Below are 14,504 nucleotides of genomic sequence, written 5' to 3'. Positions count from 1 at the left end.
CACATGCGACAGGGCCCCGACGGTCGCCACATACAGCAGGGCCCCGGAACCGGCGCAGTGGTCCCGGGGCCCGGTCGTGGGGCACGCTCAGGGCGCACCTCGATCCGGTGCGCTCAGACGCGCCGCAGCACCGCGACCACCTTGCCCAGAATGGTGGCCTCGTCGCCGGGAATCGGCTGGTAGGCGGCGTTGTGCGGGAGCAGCCACACATGGCCGTCTTCACGCTTGAAGCGCTTCACCGTGGCCTCGCCGTCGAGCATCGCGGCGACGATGTCACCGTTCTCGGCGACGGGCTGACGGCGCACCGTCACCCAGTCCCCGTCGCAGATGGCGGCCTCGATCATGGAGTCGCCGACCACCTTCAGCACGAAGAGCTCACCGTCGCCGACCAACTGCCGGGGGAGCGGGAAAACATCCTCGACCGACTCCTCGGCGAGGATCGGCCCACCGGCCGCGATCCGGCCGACGAGCGGCACATAGGAGGCGGCGGGCTTGCCGGCGGTGTCCGTGGGCTGGGCGCTGGGCTGGTCGGAACCGCGGACTTCGTAGGCCCGGGGCCGATGGGGGTCGCGCCGCAGAAAGCCCTTCCGCTCCAGAGCCATCAGCTGATGGGCGACCGACGAGGTGCTGGAGAGGCCCACCGCCTGGCCGATCTCCCGCATGGACGGCGGGTAACCACGCCGCTGCACAGAGTCGCGAATGACCTCGATGACGCGCCGCTGCCGGTCGGTCAGCCCTGAGCTGTCCGCCCGGATGCCTGGAGGTCGCCCTGGTAGCGAGCGCGTGGGCTTCTGTCCTTCCGGATTCGTGGCGTCGTCGTTCATCGGGTGGGTCTGGTTCATCGCGTGTGTCTGTTCGAGTCGGCTCTGGGAGCGCTCCTGGGCGGTAACGGTGGCGCTCTCTGCGGTGGTGGTCACGACGGCCCCTCTCGAGATGTTCTCCCTAGTTGGACAACGGTAGTTGCTTTCGAAAGGTTGCGCCAAACACACGTTCGAGTGAAATTTCGCAGATGGGCTGACGTGATCACAGGGTTAGGTGTATGGACCGTTTGATCCGGCCGCCGTGGGGACGGCCCCAGTCTTGCATCCCGACCCCCGTGAATCCGGGACGCGTGGGGCTCGCGTAGTCTCGTGCCTGCTCCCCAGCCGTGACACGCCATCCGGCTCGGTTGAGTGCCAGCCACCAGATCTAGTGGTTTGATGGATGCAAGCCACCCACAAGTTGTGGTCCCTGGTGGATTCGCCGCCAAGGTTTTCGCCTATGCTTGTGGCCGTCCCGGCGGGCCTCCCGGCCCGATCGGGGCTAGTCAGGCATGTTCAGGCATGCGCCGTTCTTGAGGGTGAGGGAGGGTTCGGAGTCATGCACTGCCCCTTCTGCAGGCACCCCGACAGCCGTGTCGTCGACAGCCGCACTACCGACGACGGCTGCTCGATCCGCAGGCGCCGCCAGTGCCCCGACTGCTCGCGTCGCTTCACGACCGTGGAGACCGCGTCACTGATGGTGATCAAGCGCAGCGGGGTCACCGAGCCCTTCAGCCGCGACAAGGTCATCTCGGGTGTGCGCAAGGCGTGCCAGGGCCGTCCGGTCACCGAGGACGCCCTCGCCAAGCTCGGTCAGCAGGTGGAGGAGGCGGTCCGGGCCACCGGCAGCGCCGAGCTGTCCACCCATGACGTCGGGCTCGCCATACTCGGCCCGCTTCAGAAGCTCGACCTCGTCGCCTACCTCCGCTTCGCCTCCGTCTACCGCGCCTTCGACTCTCTCGAGGACTTCGAGGCGGCCGTGGCGGAGCTGCGTGACCAGCAACGGCCTCCCGCGCACGACCGCGGGTCCGGCGCCGAAGGGGCCGCGGAGGCCCCCGCGTCGGCTGTCGCCGCCGACTGACCGGCGACCCACACACCTACCCGGGGCGCTTGCCGCATCCGGGTGAAAGACAGATACGTGCCTGGGGAAGAAATGGGCACATCAGGGCGTTTTCGCCCGTACCAGGGAGGCGGAATGACAGAGACGACGAGCGGCCCGGCACGAGGCTCCCGCTCCAAGGGAAGCAAGGCGAACAAGGGTCTGCGCATCGAGCGCATCCACACCACCCCCGGCGTGCATCCGTACGACGAGGTGGTCTGGGAGCGTCGTGACGTCGTCATGACCAACTGGCGCGACGGTTCGGTCAACTTCGAGCAGCGCGGCGTGGAGTTCCCCGACTTCTGGTCGGTGAACGCGGTCAACATCGTCACGAGCAAGTACTTCCGTGGCGCGGTGGGTTCCCCGGAGCGCGAGGCGAGCCTTAAGCAGCTCATCGACCGCGTGGTGCGCAGCTACCGCCAGGCCGGTGAGGACAATGGCTACTTCGCCTCGCCCGCGGACGCCGAGATTTTCGACCACGAGCTCACCTACGCGCTGCTGCACCAGGTCTTCAGCTTCAACTCGCCTGTCTGGTTCAACGTCGGCACCAAGCAGCCGCAGCAGGTCAGCGCCTGCTTCATCCTCTCCGTGGACGACTCGATGGAGTCGATCCTGGACTGGTACAAGGAAGAGGGGATGATCTTCAAGGGCGGCTCCGGCGCCGGCCTGAACCTCTCCCGCATCCGCTCCTCCAAGGAGCTCCTCTCCTCGGGCGGCAACGCCTCCGGCCCCGTCTCCTTCATGCGCGGCGCCGATGCCTCCGCCGGAACGATCAAGTCGGGCGGCGCCACCCGCCGGGCCGCCAAGATGGTCGTGCTCGACGTCGATCACCCGGATGTCGAGGCGTTCATCGAGGCCAAGGTCAAGGAGGAGGAGAAGATCCGCGCCCTGCGCGACGCGGGCTTCGACATGGACCTGGGCGGCGACGACATCACGTCCGTCCAGTACCAGAACGCCAACAACTCCGTCCGCGTGAACGACACGTTCATGAAGGCGGTGGAGTCCGGCTCCTCGTTCGGGCTGCGCAGCCGGCTGACCGGTGAGCCCATCGAAGAGGTCGACGCCAAGTCCCTCTTCCGCAAGATGGCCGAGGCCGCCTGGGCCTGCGCCGACCCGGGCATCCAGTACGACGACACCATCAACCACTGGCACACCTCGCCGGAATCGGGCCGGATCACCGCCTCCAACCCGTGCAGCGAGTACATGCACCTGGACAACTCCTCGTGCAACCTCGCCTCGCTCAACCTGATGAAGTTCCTCCAGGACGACGACGCGGGCAACCAGCGCTTCGACGCCGAGCGCTTCGCCAAGGTCGTCGAGCTGGTCATCACCGCGATGGACATCTCCGTCTGCTTCGCGGACTTCCCGACCGAGAAGATCGGCGAGACCACCCGCGCCTTCCGCCAGCTGGGCATCGGCTACGCCAACCTGGGCGCCCTGCTGATGGCCACCGGCCATGCCTACGACAGCGACGGTGGCCGGGCCCTGGCCGGAGCCATCACCTCCCTGATGACCGGCACCTCGTACAAGCGCTCCGCGGAACTCGCCGCCGTGGTCGGCCCGTACGACGGCTACGCCCGTAACGCGGACGCCCACAAGCGCGTCATGAAGCAGCACTCGGACGCCAACGCCATCGCCAAGCGCATGGACGACCTGGACACCCCGGTCTGGGCCGCGGCCACCGAGGCATGGCAGGACGTGCTGCGCCTCGGCGACAAGAGCGGCTTCCGCAACGCCCAGGCGTCGGTGCTCGCGCCGACCGGCACCATCGGCCTGATGATGGACTGCGACACCACGGGCGTCGAACCGGACCTGGCCCTGGTCAAGTTCAAGAAGCTGGTCGGCGGCGGCTCCATGCAGATCGTGAACAACACGGTCCCCAAGGCGCTCAAGCGGCTCGGCTACCAGGAGGAGCAGGTCGAGGCGATCGTCGCCCACATCGCCGACCACGGCAATGTGATCGACGCGCCGGGGCTGAAGCCCGAGCACTACGAGGTCTTCGACTGCGCGATGGGCGAGCGCTCCATCTCGCCGATGGGCCATGTGCGGATGATGGCGGCCGCCCAGCCGTTCCTGTCCGGCGCGATCTCCAAGACGGTCAACATGCCGGAGTCCGCCACCGTCGAGGAGATCGAGGAGATCTACTTCGAGGGCTGGAAGCTCGGCATCAAGGCGCTGGCGATCTACCGCGACAACTGCAAGGTCGGCCAGCCGCTCTCCGCCAAGAAGAAGGAGGAGAAGGCACAGGCCGAGCCCGAGGTCGAGAAGGTCGTCGAGTACCGCCCGGTCCGCAAGCGGCTCCCCAAGGGCCGTCCCGGCATCACCACCTCCTTCACGGTGGGCGGCGCCGAGGGCTACATGACCGCCAACTCCTACCCGGACGACGGTCTCGGTGAGGTCTTCCTGAAGATGTCCAAGCAGGGCTCGACCCTGGCGGGCATGATGGACGCCTTCTCGATCGCCGTGTCGGTCGGTCTGCAGTACGGCGTGCCGCTGGAGACCTACGTCTCGAAGTTCACCAACATGCGCTTCGAGCCGGCCGGTATGACGGACGACCCGGACCTGCGGATGGCGCAGTCGATCGTCGACTACATCTTCCGCCGGCTGGCGCTGGACTTCCTGCCCTTCGAGACCCGCTCGGCGCTCGGCATCCACTCCGCCGAGGAGCGCCAGCGCCACCTGGAGACGGGGTCCTACGAGCCCAGCGACGACGAGATGGACGTCGAGGGCCTGGCCCAGTCGGCGCCGCGCCATGTGGAGGCTCAGAAGAGCAGCACGTCCCAGCCGCGGACCACGCCCGAGTCGGCGAGGGAGGCCCACAGCTCGACCGAACTGGTCGAGATCCAGCTGGGGATGAACGCGGACGCGCCGCTCTGCTTCTCCTGCGGCACCAAGATGCGCCGCGCGGGTAGCTGCTACCTGTGCGAGGGCTGCGGTTCGACCAGCGGCTGCAGCTGATCGCAGATCCTTACGGATGACATCCGCGGCGGGGCGCGGGCCTTCGGGCTCGCGCCCCGCCGCCGTCGTCTCCGGGCGTCGTACGGTGCGATGCCGAACCGGGGGCGGACTCTCCGGTATGTGATGGGGGCCACCGCACGGCCGTAGGATGGCGCGGTGCTGGTCAAGTGGATTCGCTGCACCGTGGTGGACCGCCCGGGTTTCGAGCGGGGGCAGCGGAAGTGGGCGGGGTTGCCCGGCGAACCGGGATTCCGGGGGCAGGGCGGTGGCTGGAGCCGGGGGCGCCCGGATGTGGCGCATGTCTTCGCGTTCTGGGAGAGCCGGGCGTTCTACGACTCCTTCATGGCGCGTTCGCATGACCGGCTGGCGGCCGCGCAGTCGGGCACGTACCGGGATATGCAAGTCCGGCTGTTCGAGCACCGATTCGATGTGAAGGTCGGCTTCGAGCCGCGGTTCTCCGACGCGGACGTGGTGCGCGTCGCGCACTGCCGTGTGCGTCCCGACCGGGTGGATCACTTCACGCTGGTGCAGGAGAAGGTGTGGAATCCGGCCATGGCCGGGTCGCCCGGGATGCTGCGCGGGGTGTTCGGCGAGGCGCCGGGCAACGAGTTCCTGGTGCTGTCGATGTGGGATTCGGCGGCCGAGCACGGGAAGTACCGGGTGGAGCGGGTCGAGCGGCTCGGCCTGCGCGCGCAGACGGAGGCGGATGTGGCGGCGATCGCCGGCGATGTCGTACGGGTCGAGTCTGCCTGGACGGTGGTGTGAGGACGGGATGAGCCCTCGGCCGGCGAGGGGCGGTCCTGCGCTCAAGAGGTGGCCATGCGCTCAGGAGGTGGCCTGATCACCGGCGGGCAGGGGAATACGCCCCGGCCCGGACCGCGGCGGCGACGGCGGCCGCCGTCTGGTCGGCGAGCGGCATATCGATGGGCTCACGGGTGATGAGCGCCCGGAAGAACAGGGGCGCGGAGACGGCGCGTACGACCGCCGCGGCGTCGGTGCCGGACGGGGCCTCACCGCGGTCGACGGCCCGCCGCACCACGGATTCGCAGCGGGCGAAGCGCTCGGTGTAGAAGTCGCGCAGCGCCTCGGCCGCGCGCTCGGACTGGAACGCGGCCGCGATGAAGGCGGTCGGCGCGGCGGCGGCCGGCGCGCTGCCGAAGGTCTCGGTCACCTCGCGGGCGAGGGCGCGCAGATCGCCCTCCAGGCTTCCGGTGTCGGGTGGTGTCCAGGCGTCCTCGCCCGCGAGGTCGAGCGCGTCCGCCACGAGCCCCTCGACGCTGCCCCAGCGCCGGTAGACGGTCGTCTTGTGGATGCCGGAGCGCTCGGCCACGTACTCCACGGTCAGACCGGGATAGCCGTGCTCGGCGAGGCCGGTGAGCACGGCGTCGCGCACCGCCGAGCGGGTGCGCGCGGTGCGCCCGCCGGGGCGGACGGTGCCCGGTGTCGGGGCGGCGCTCTCTGCGGACAAGTGCAACTCCAGTTGTGTTAGCGGGTTTCCTGTGTCATGATGAGGGTAACGCAACTGTAGTTGTGTTTGGAGCGTGCGGTCCGAATGGCCCACGTGCTCGCGTGCTTGGAGGTGCGCCCCTGTGCCCACGCAGATCTCACTCCGAGGCGTCACGCTGTCCCGGGGTGACCGGCTGCTGCTCGACGACGTGTCCTTCGCGGTCCGGCCCGGGGAGCGGGTCGGCGTCGTGGGGGAGAACGGGGCGGGCAAATCCACCCTCCTGCGGCTGCTGGCCGGGAGCGAGTCACCGGACGACGGCGCCGTGGTGACGGTGGCCGATGGCGGCATCGGTCACCTCGGCCAGACGCCCGAGCTGCCCCCGGACCACACGGTGCGCGACGCGGTGGACGCAGCCCTTGCCGAGGTGCGCGCCATGGAGCGCGGGCTGCGCGAGCTGGAGGCGGATCTCGGCGGTGGCGCCCCCGGCGCGCTCGCAGCGTACGGCGATCTGCTGACCGCGTTCGAGGCCCGCGGCGGCTATGAGGCGGACGCCCGGGTGGAGAAGGCCCTGCACGGTCTGGGGCTCGGTGGCATCGGGTACGAGCGGCGGCTCGGCAGTCTGTCGGGCGGTGAGCAGGCCCGGCTCGGGCTCGCCTGCCTGATCGCCGCTGCCCCTGAGGTGATGCTGCTGGACGAGCCGACGAACCACCTCGACGGTGCCGCGCTCAGCTGGCTGGAGGAGGCGCTGCGGGGGCATTCGGGCACCGTCCTCGCGGTCTCCCACGACCGGGTCTTCCTGGAGCGGGTGGCGACCGCGATCGTCGAGGTGGACGCCGACCGGCGCGCCTTGGTGCGGTACGGCGGGGGGTACGCCGGATTCGTCGCCGAGCAGACCGCCGCGCGCCGCCGCTGGGAGCAGGCGTACGAGGAGTGGTGCGCGGAGACGGCCGCGCTGACGGAGGCCGCCACGACCGTCGCACGGCGGGTCGCCCCGGGCCGCGGCATGAAGGACGGCAACAAGCTGGCCTACGACCGGGACAGGGGACGTGTGCAGTCCTCGGTGTCCAGCAGGGTGCGCAACGCCAGGGAGAGACTGCGCAGACTCCAGGAGGACCCGGTGCCGCGCCCGCCGGAGCCGCTGCGGTTCTCGGCGCTCCCCGCCGCGGGTACGGCGGACGGTGTGCTCATCGACCTCCACGACGTCCGCGTGGGGGAGCGGCTGGCGGTCGACCGGCTCACTGTGGCGGCCGGGGAGAGACTGCTCGTCCACGGCGCCAATGGCGCGGGCAAATCCACGCTGCTGCGGGTCATGGCGGGATGGGAGACACCCGATGCGGGCCGGGCGACCCGCCGGGGCAGGATCGGCTATCTCGCCCAGGAAGTACCGGTTGCCGGGCCCCGGGAGCGGCTGCTGTCGGCCTTCGGCCGTGGGCTGCCGGGGACACCGGAGGAGCAGGGCGCCCTTCTGCTGTCGTACGGACTGTTCCGCACGGATGATCTCCACGTCCCGGTGGGATCGCTCTCGGCGGGCCAGCGCCGTCGGCTGGCGCTCGCCCGGCTGCTGGCCCGCCCCGCCGATCTGCTGTTGCTCGACGAGCCGACCAACCATCTCGCCCTCGGCCTGGTCGAGGAGCTGGAGGAGGCGCTGGCCCAGTGGACCGGGGCGCTGGTGGTGGTGTCGCACGACCGGCTGCTGCGCAGCCGCTTCACCGGGCGCCGGTGCGAAATACGAGGAGGCCGGCCCATGGCCGAGGAGGGGGATGCGGCACCGGTCGCGGCCTCGATCTAGGGTGGCGCCATGGCACGACCCCGGCGCATCGTCCTCCTGCGGCACGGAGAATCAGAGGGGAATGTTGATGACTCGGTGTACGAAAGGGTGCCCGACCATGCTCTGAAGCTGACCGAGACCGGGCGTCGGCAGGCGACGGAGGCGGGCGAGCGGCTGCGCGCCGCTTTCGGCGACGAGCGCGTGTCGATCTATGTGTCGCCGTACCGACGCACCCACCAGACCCTGAGGCTGCTCGATCTCGACCCCACGCGCACTCGGGTCAGGGAGGAGCCGCGGCTGCGGGAGCAGGACTGGGGAAACTGGCAGGACCGCGAGGACGTGCGGAAGCAGATGGCGTACCGCGACGCCTACGGGCACTTCTTCTACCGGTTCGCGCAGGGTGAGTCGGGCGCCGACGTCTACGACCGGGTGGACGCGTTCCTGGAGAGTCTGTGGCGCAGCTTCCAGGACCCGGCACATCCGCCGAACGTCCTGCTGGTGACCCATGGGCTGACCATGAGACTGTTCTGCATGCGGTGGCTGCACTGGAACGTCGCCGAATTCGAGTCGCTGTCGAACCCCGGCAACGGCGAAACACGGGCCCTGCTGCTCGGCTCCGACGGGCGCTACCACCTGGACCGGCCCTTCGAACGCTGGTGCACCCCCAAGCCCTACGGCCGCACCGGTTAGAGTGCGCAGCGATGACCGCTGACCGTTTCCATCGGGCTCTTCGGAGTCTGCGCGGGCTGGCCGTGGGCGACGCCCTCGGTTCCCAGTTCTTCGTCCCCGCCAACTATCCGTTCCTCAAGCGTCGCGAGCTGCCGCCCGACCCCTGGCAGTGGACCGACGACACCGAGATGGCCTGTTCGATCCTGGCAATCCTGGTGAACCACGGCCGGATCGACCAGGACCATCTCGCCCGGTCCTTCGCCGACCACCATGATTTCGACCGGGGCTACGGCCCCGCCGTGAACCGGATGCTTCGCCTGATCAGGGAGGGCGGCGACTGGCGTGACCTGGCCGCCGGGCTGTTCCAGGGGCAGGGGTCGTGGGGCAACGGCGCCGCCATGCGGATCGCCCCGCTGGGAGCCTGGTACGCGGGCGATGTGGAGCAGGCGACGCATCAAGCGGAGATCTCGGCGTACACCACGCATCAGCACCGCGAGGCCGTGGCGGGAGCCATGGCGGTGGCCGCGGCCGCGGCGCTGGTGGCGGATCCGGCGGGCCACGGCGGGCCGGAGGAGCTGCTGGACCGGGTGGTCGAGGTGGTGCCGCGCAGCGCGGTCCAGGCGGGCCTGCGCCGCGCCCGCGACATGCTCGACTACGCGGACGCCGGGACCGTCGCCGCGGTGCTCGGCTGCGGCCGGCGCACCAGCGCCCATGACACCGTGCCGTTCGCCCTGTGGGCGGCCGCCCGCCACCTGGGCTCCTTCGAGGAGGCGTTCTGGAGGACGGCCTCGGCCGGCGGGGACGTGGACACCACCTGCGCCATCGTCGGGGGAGTGGTCGCGGCCGCTGCCGCCGGTGCGCCGCCCGCCGACTGGCAGGACCGCACCGAGGCGCTGCCGGAGTGGGTCCCGGTGCAGGCCGACTGACCCCTCCCGCGGGCGTGATGCGGTGCGTCGCCCGGTTTGCCCCACCGGTGAACCGACCCTCCGCCGCGCCGTGTTGAGGCGAATCGGCCACCCGATTCATCGGGGACGGGGCCGCCCGGATGAGCCGGGGACCGCTGCCGAGGATCCGGGTTCCGAACGCAGGTAAGAGCGGCGTAAGGTTGTCCTCGCCATGGCATATGAACCGCCCACCCACAGTGTCGAGCGCTCGCTTCGCGCCACGACGGGAGCCAAGATCGTCGTCGGTATCGACGAGGTCGGGCGCGGGGCATGGGCCGGTCCGGTGACGGTCTGCGCGGCGGTCACCGGTCTGCGCCGTCCGCCGACCGGGCTCACCGACTCCAAGCTGCTGAGCCCCAAGAAGCGCACGACCCTGGCCCAGGAGTTGCACTCGTGGGTCACCGCGCACGCCCTGGGTCACTCCTCCCCCGAGGAGATCGACGGCCTGGGGATGACGGCCGCCCTCCGGCTCGCCGCCACGCGTGCGCTGGACGCGTTGCCGGTCCGGCCGGAGGCGGTGATCCTTGATGGGAAGTACGACTACCTCGGCGCTCCCTGGGCGGTCCGTACGGTCATCAAGGGCGATCAGTCCTGTGTGTCCGTCGCCGCCGCCTCGGTGATCGCCAAGGTGCGCCGGGATGCGATGATGGTCGAACTGGGAGCCGAGCACATGGACTTCTGCTTCGAGGACAACGCCGGATATCCGTCCCCCGTGCACCGCGCCGCCCTGCGGGAACTGGGGCCCACGCCCCACCACCGGCTGTCCTGGGCCTATATGGACGGGCTGCCCCGCTGGCGGCACCTGAAGCGGGTCCGCAGCACCCCCGAACCGGTCGGGCTGGAGGGCGAAGGCCAACTCGGCTTCGACTTCTGAGCAGACCAAGCGGTCAAAACCGCCACCCGCCGATGCGACTCGCACCGACGTTTGATAGACATCAGCCCATGCCTCTCATCCCCGAGGAGCCTCAGATTCACGAGAGTGTCCCGGGTCCCCGCGCGACACCGGCCGCAGGCCGCACCGCGCCGACCCCTCGTCCTGTCCCTGGTCCCGGCCCCCGGCCCGCACCGCGGCGGCCCGGAAGCCCCGGTCCCAACCGTGGCTCCGCCGGAACCTCGTCGGCTCAGTCGCAGCGCACCACGAGCGATGCGACGAAGCCCCTGCCGACCGCCCCGGCGGCTTCGGCTGCCAAGGCCGCACCCGCCGCCGCGAAGGCCGGTCCCCAGCTCCAGCTGATCCCCGCCACGGTGGACGGCGCGCTGGACGCGGCGGACGAGGCGGTCGATCTGCTGCTGGATTCCGGCCGGGCCCCCGCTGACATCCTGGTGCTGACCACCGGGGAGCAGCATCCGTGGGCGGCGCATGAGTTGTCCTTCGGCGAGGCGTCGTACTGGGCGCAGCACGACGCCGGAGACGATGTCTTCTACGCCGGTGCGGATGCCGACCGCGTCAAGGGCCGCCCGGTCGTGGTCGTCGCCGTCAACGGCGGTGCGAACGACGCCGTGGCCCGCGCGCTGCCCGAGGCGATGGGCCGTGCCGGGATGCTGCTGATCGTCTGCGGCGACCCGAAGCGCATCAACGCCCTCATCGGTCCGGGCGCCTGAGGCCGCACGTCCCCGAACGCCCGGTGTCCGGCAGGCTCTGTCCCCCGTGGGCGGAGCTGTCCGGCGTCCGGACGGACGGAGGTGGCCACGGGCGCCCCGCGACCGGTCGGACGCGGGTGCCCGGCGACCGGTCAGACGGCGGCGGAGTGACTCAGCGCCGTACGCGCTCCGAGGTGGGGCCGCGGCAGCGCCTTCGGGTCGCCGTCGCCCTCGACGGCCACGTCCAACTCGGTGGGCAGCGAAGCGGAGTGCGGCCGACGGCCGCCCCGCCCCTCGCCGAGGACCCGCCATCCGTCACGGGTCAGCGTGATGTAGGCGCCGCAGCGCAGGCCGTGCAGGGTGCAGGCGTCGCGCAACCCCCACATCCAGGCGCCGTCCTCGTCCGTCCACCGGCTCTCGCCCTCGCGGCAGTAGAGCAGCACGGCGGTGCGGATCGGTGTGCGGCGCCGCAGATCGTGTGGGATCACCCGGCGCAACTGCGCCAGCAGCGCGTTCCGGAAGTCCCAGCCGTCGACGGCGGCGGTGCGGCGGACGAACGAGGCGCTCGCCGTGAGCCGTTCGTCCGGATCGAGGACCGCGACAACGACGGTCGAGGGCGTCGGCAGATGGCGGCTGTGCAGTCCGGTGACCACCTCGCGTGGATTGCGCAGCAGCGGGATCCCCGCTGCCGCCCACTCGGCGGGCTGGAGCATCCGGCCGACCCGGGCAACGGAATCGGCGGACGGTGGCGGAGCGAAGCCGAAGGTCACGGTCCTCCCTTCGTCTGCGCCCACGGTCCGTGCGAAGGGTCGGGCACGGGCGCGGGCCACGACACAGCCCCGTCGGACCACGGACGGACCGGGGGCGGGGGAGCTGTGGACAATTCTTGCGGTCGCGCCCGCGTGCGGCAATGAGCAGTTGGCCCCACTGACCGTTTTACCTGGATGTGCGTTCTATATTCCTGACTGGTTCATGCCCCGCCGCCGCCCTGGCCGCCCCTACCCCTGCACGGCCAGGACCAGCGGAAACACTCCAGCCGCTCCGGCCCGGCGGAGCAGCCGGGAGGCGACGGCCAAGGTCCAGCCGGTGTCTGCCATGTCGTCCACCAGCAGCACCGGCCCACCCGCCTCGGCAAGGGCCGCCGCCAGCGGGGGAGGCACGGTCAGCGCGCCGTGCAGCGCTCGCAGCCGCTGGGCGCTGTTGGTGCGCGGCACCCGGGTGTCGAAATCGCCGTCGTGGTACGCAACGCTCCCGAGCAGGGGCAACCGGCCGACGGTGGCGATCCGTTCGCCAAGTGTCCGGATCAGCTGCGGGCGGGTGCGCGAGGCGACCGTGACCACGCCCACCGGGCGGTCCGCGGCGTCCGGCGTGCCCGAGGCCCAGCCGCCGGGGCCCTTGGCCCAGTCGGCGAGCACCGTCACCACCGCACCGGCCACATCGTCGGGCACCGGGGCGTCCGGGCTCTGCGGGGCCAGCAGCGGCCGCAGCCGGTTTCCCCAGCCGATGTCGGAGAGACGGCCCAGGGCCCGGCCCGGGGCGGCCTGCTCATCCGCCGGAATGCGGCCCTTGAGGTCGACGCCCACCGCGGGCAGCCCAGTCGGCCACATACGGCGCGGCTCCACTTCGACACCGGGCCGCCCCAGCTCGCCGCGCGCCGCGTCCAGCGAGGCGTCGGACACCTCGGTGGTGAACCGGGCCCCCGCGCAGTTGTCACAGCGGCCGCAGGGCGCCGCCTTCTCATCGTCCAGCTGCCGCCGCAGGAACTCCATCCGGCAGTCGCCCGTCGAGGCGTACTCCCGCATGGCCTGCTGCTCGGCCTCCCGCTGGCGCGCCACCCACGCATACCGCTCCGCGTCATACGCCCAAGGCTGCCCGGTCGCGGTCCAGCCGCCGCGCACACGCCGCACCGCGCCGTCCACATCGAGCACCTTGAGCATGATCTCCAGACGTGACCGCCGCAGCTCGACCTGGGGCTCGAGCGCGGGCAGGGACACCGGCCGGTCCGACGCCGCCAGCACCTCGAGGGTGCGGCGCACCTGCTCCTCGGGCGGGAAGGCGAGCGAGGCGAAATACCGCCAGATCGCCTCGTCCTCGCGGCCGGGCAGGAGCAGCACCTCGGCGTGCTCCACACCGCGCCCGGCACGCCCGACCTGCTGGTAGTAGGCGATGGGGGAGGACGGCGAACCGAGATGCACCACGAAGCCGAGGTCCGGCTTGTCGAAGCCCATGCCCAGCGCGGAGGTGGCGACCAGCGCCTTGACCCGGTTGGCCAGCAGGTCCTCCTCGGCCTGCTGGCGATCCGCGTTCTCCGTCTTGCCGGTGTAGGAGGTGACGGTGTGGCCGCGCTGCCGCAGGAACGCGGTCACCTCCTCGGCCGCGGCGACGGTGAGGGTGTAGATGATCCCGGAGCCCGGCAGCTCATCGAGGTGCTCGGCGAGCCAGGCGAGCCGATGCGCGGCATCCGGCAGCGGCAGCACGCCCAGCCGCAGGCTCTCCCGGTCCAGCGGCCCGCGCAGCACCAGCGCCCGCGCGGTCCCTTCACCGGTGCCCAACTGCTCGGCCACATCGGCCGTGACCCGTGCGTTCGCGGTCGCGGTCGTGGCGAGCACGGGCACGCCCTGGGGCAGATCGGCGAGCATGGTGCGCAGCCTGCGGTAGTCGGGCCGGAAGTCATGGCCCCAGTCGGAGATGCAGTGTGCCTCGTCGACGACCAGCAGGCCGGTGGCGGCGGCCAGCTGTGGCAGCACCGTGTCGCGGAAATCGGGGTTGTTGAGCCGCTCCGGGCTCACCAGCAGCACATCCACCCCGCCCTCGGCCACCTCCGCCTGGATGGTGTCCCACTCCTCGGTGTTGGCGGAATTGATGGTGCGGGCCTGGATACCGGCGCGCGCGGCGGCCTCGACCTGGTTGCGCATCAGCGCGAGCAGCGGGGAGACGATCACGGTCGGACCGCTGCCGCGCTCGCGCAGCAGCGCGGTGGCGACGAAATACACCGCCGACTTGCCCCAACCGGTGCGCTGCACGACCAGCGCCCGGCGGCGCTCGGCGACCAGCGCCTCGATCGCCCGCCATTGATCCTCCCGGAGCCGGGCGGAGCCGGTGGTGTCCCCTACGAGGCGGGCCAGGACGCGGTCGGCCGAGGTACGCAGATCTTCGTCGCTCATGCCCCCATGCAACCCGATCCGGCCGACATCGCGCCAATGGTCCCGGCAGCCTGTGGATAACGTTATCCACAGGG

The 14,504-nt window shown here is 71.0% G+C and carries 12 protein-coding genes; 8 read left to right on the top strand and 4 right to left on the bottom strand.

Features of this window, described 5'->3' with window-relative positions; genetic code table 11:
- Positions 1 to 113: 113 nt before the first annotated feature.
- Entirely contained in the window at positions 114 to 917 is an 804-nt protein-coding gene (gene lexA / locus J5X86_RS40350; protein ID WP_093465161.1) for a transcriptional repressor LexA, read from the bottom strand.
- Positions 918 to 1,359: 442 nt separating this feature from the next.
- Between lexA and nrdR the strand changes: the two genes are divergently transcribed.
- The 3 genes from nrdR to J5X86_RS40335 all read left to right on the top strand — a co-directional run bounded on the left by nrdR (position 1,360) and on the right by J5X86_RS40335 (position 5,622).
- Positions 1,360 to 1,881 (top strand): transcriptional regulator NrdR, encoded by a 522-nt coding sequence (nrdR, locus tag J5X86_RS40345; protein WP_208521609.1) that lies wholly within the window; start codon positions 1,360 to 1,362, stop codon positions 1,879 to 1,881.
- 114 nt (positions 1,882 to 1,995) lie between these two features.
- Entirely contained in the window at positions 1,996 to 4,857 is a 2,862-nt protein-coding gene (locus tag J5X86_RS40340) for a vitamin B12-dependent ribonucleotide reductase (protein WP_208521608.1), read from the top strand.
- A gap of 156 nt (positions 4,858 to 5,013) precedes the next feature.
- Complete coding sequence (locus J5X86_RS40335) at positions 5,014 to 5,622, top strand: YdbC family protein (protein ID WP_078644192.1); 609 nt, start codon at positions 5,014 to 5,016, stop codon at positions 5,620 to 5,622.
- A 76-nt stretch (positions 5,623 to 5,698) separates the two neighbouring features.
- On the opposite strand, the gene J5X86_RS40330 is transcribed toward J5X86_RS40335, so the two are convergent.
- Positions 5,699 to 6,325 carry a TetR/AcrR family transcriptional regulator gene (locus J5X86_RS40330; RefSeq protein WP_243982714.1) on the bottom strand — a complete coding sequence of 209 codons (627 nt, stop codon included), beginning with the start codon at positions 6,323 to 6,325 and terminating at the stop codon, positions 5,699 to 5,701.
- Between the two features lie 121 nt (positions 6,326 to 6,446).
- On the opposite strand from J5X86_RS40330, the gene abc-f reads away from it, so the two are divergent.
- From abc-f to J5X86_RS40305, 5 genes are all read left to right on the top strand, one after another.
- On the top strand, positions 6,447 to 8,093 hold the full coding sequence (gene abc-f, locus J5X86_RS40325; protein ID WP_208521606.1) for a ribosomal protection-like ABC-F family protein: 1,647 nt from the start codon (positions 6,447 to 6,449) through the stop codon (positions 8,091 to 8,093).
- A 9-nt stretch (positions 8,094 to 8,102) separates the two neighbouring features.
- Entirely contained in the window at positions 8,103 to 8,762 is a 660-nt protein-coding gene (locus J5X86_RS40320) for a histidine phosphatase family protein (protein ID WP_208521605.1), read from the top strand.
- 11 nt (positions 8,763 to 8,773) lie between these two features.
- Positions 8,774 to 9,667: an ADP-ribosylglycohydrolase family protein gene (locus J5X86_RS40315; RefSeq protein ID WP_208521604.1), complete on the top strand. Its 894-nt coding sequence runs from the start codon at positions 8,774 to 8,776 to the stop codon at positions 9,665 to 9,667.
- 190 nt (positions 9,668 to 9,857) lie between these two features.
- Positions 9,858 to 10,559, top strand: a complete 702-nt coding sequence (locus J5X86_RS40310) for a ribonuclease HII (RefSeq protein ID WP_208521603.1) — start codon at positions 9,858 to 9,860, stop codon at positions 10,557 to 10,559.
- A gap of 68 nt (positions 10,560 to 10,627) precedes the next feature.
- Complete coding sequence (locus tag J5X86_RS40305; RefSeq protein WP_208521602.1) at positions 10,628 to 11,287, top strand: hypothetical protein; 660 nt, start codon at positions 10,628 to 10,630, stop codon at positions 11,285 to 11,287.
- A gap of 131 nt (positions 11,288 to 11,418) precedes the next feature.
- Here J5X86_RS40305 and J5X86_RS40300 read toward each other — a convergent pair whose 3' ends face one another.
- Together J5X86_RS40300 and J5X86_RS40295 are read right to left on the bottom strand one after the other, a co-directional pair.
- Positions 11,419 to 12,036, bottom strand: a complete 618-nt coding sequence (locus J5X86_RS40300; RefSeq protein WP_208521601.1) for a hypothetical protein — start codon at positions 12,034 to 12,036, stop codon at positions 11,419 to 11,421.
- A 228-nt stretch (positions 12,037 to 12,264) separates the two neighbouring features.
- Positions 12,265 to 14,430 (bottom strand): RecQ family ATP-dependent DNA helicase, encoded by a 2,166-nt coding sequence (locus J5X86_RS40295; protein ID WP_208521600.1) that lies wholly within the window; start codon positions 14,428 to 14,430, stop codon positions 12,265 to 12,267.
- Between the last annotated feature and the right edge of the window lie 74 nt (positions 14,431 to 14,504).

The organism is Streptomyces sp. NEAU-YJ-81, assembly GCF_017592595.1.
GTDB classification, from domain to species: Bacteria; Actinomycetota; Actinomycetes; order Streptomycetales; family Streptomycetaceae; genus Streptomyces; species Streptomyces hygroscopicus_B.
The sequence above is the reverse complement of the archived record's forward strand: the minus strand, read 5'-3'. Positions and strand labels throughout refer to the sequence as shown.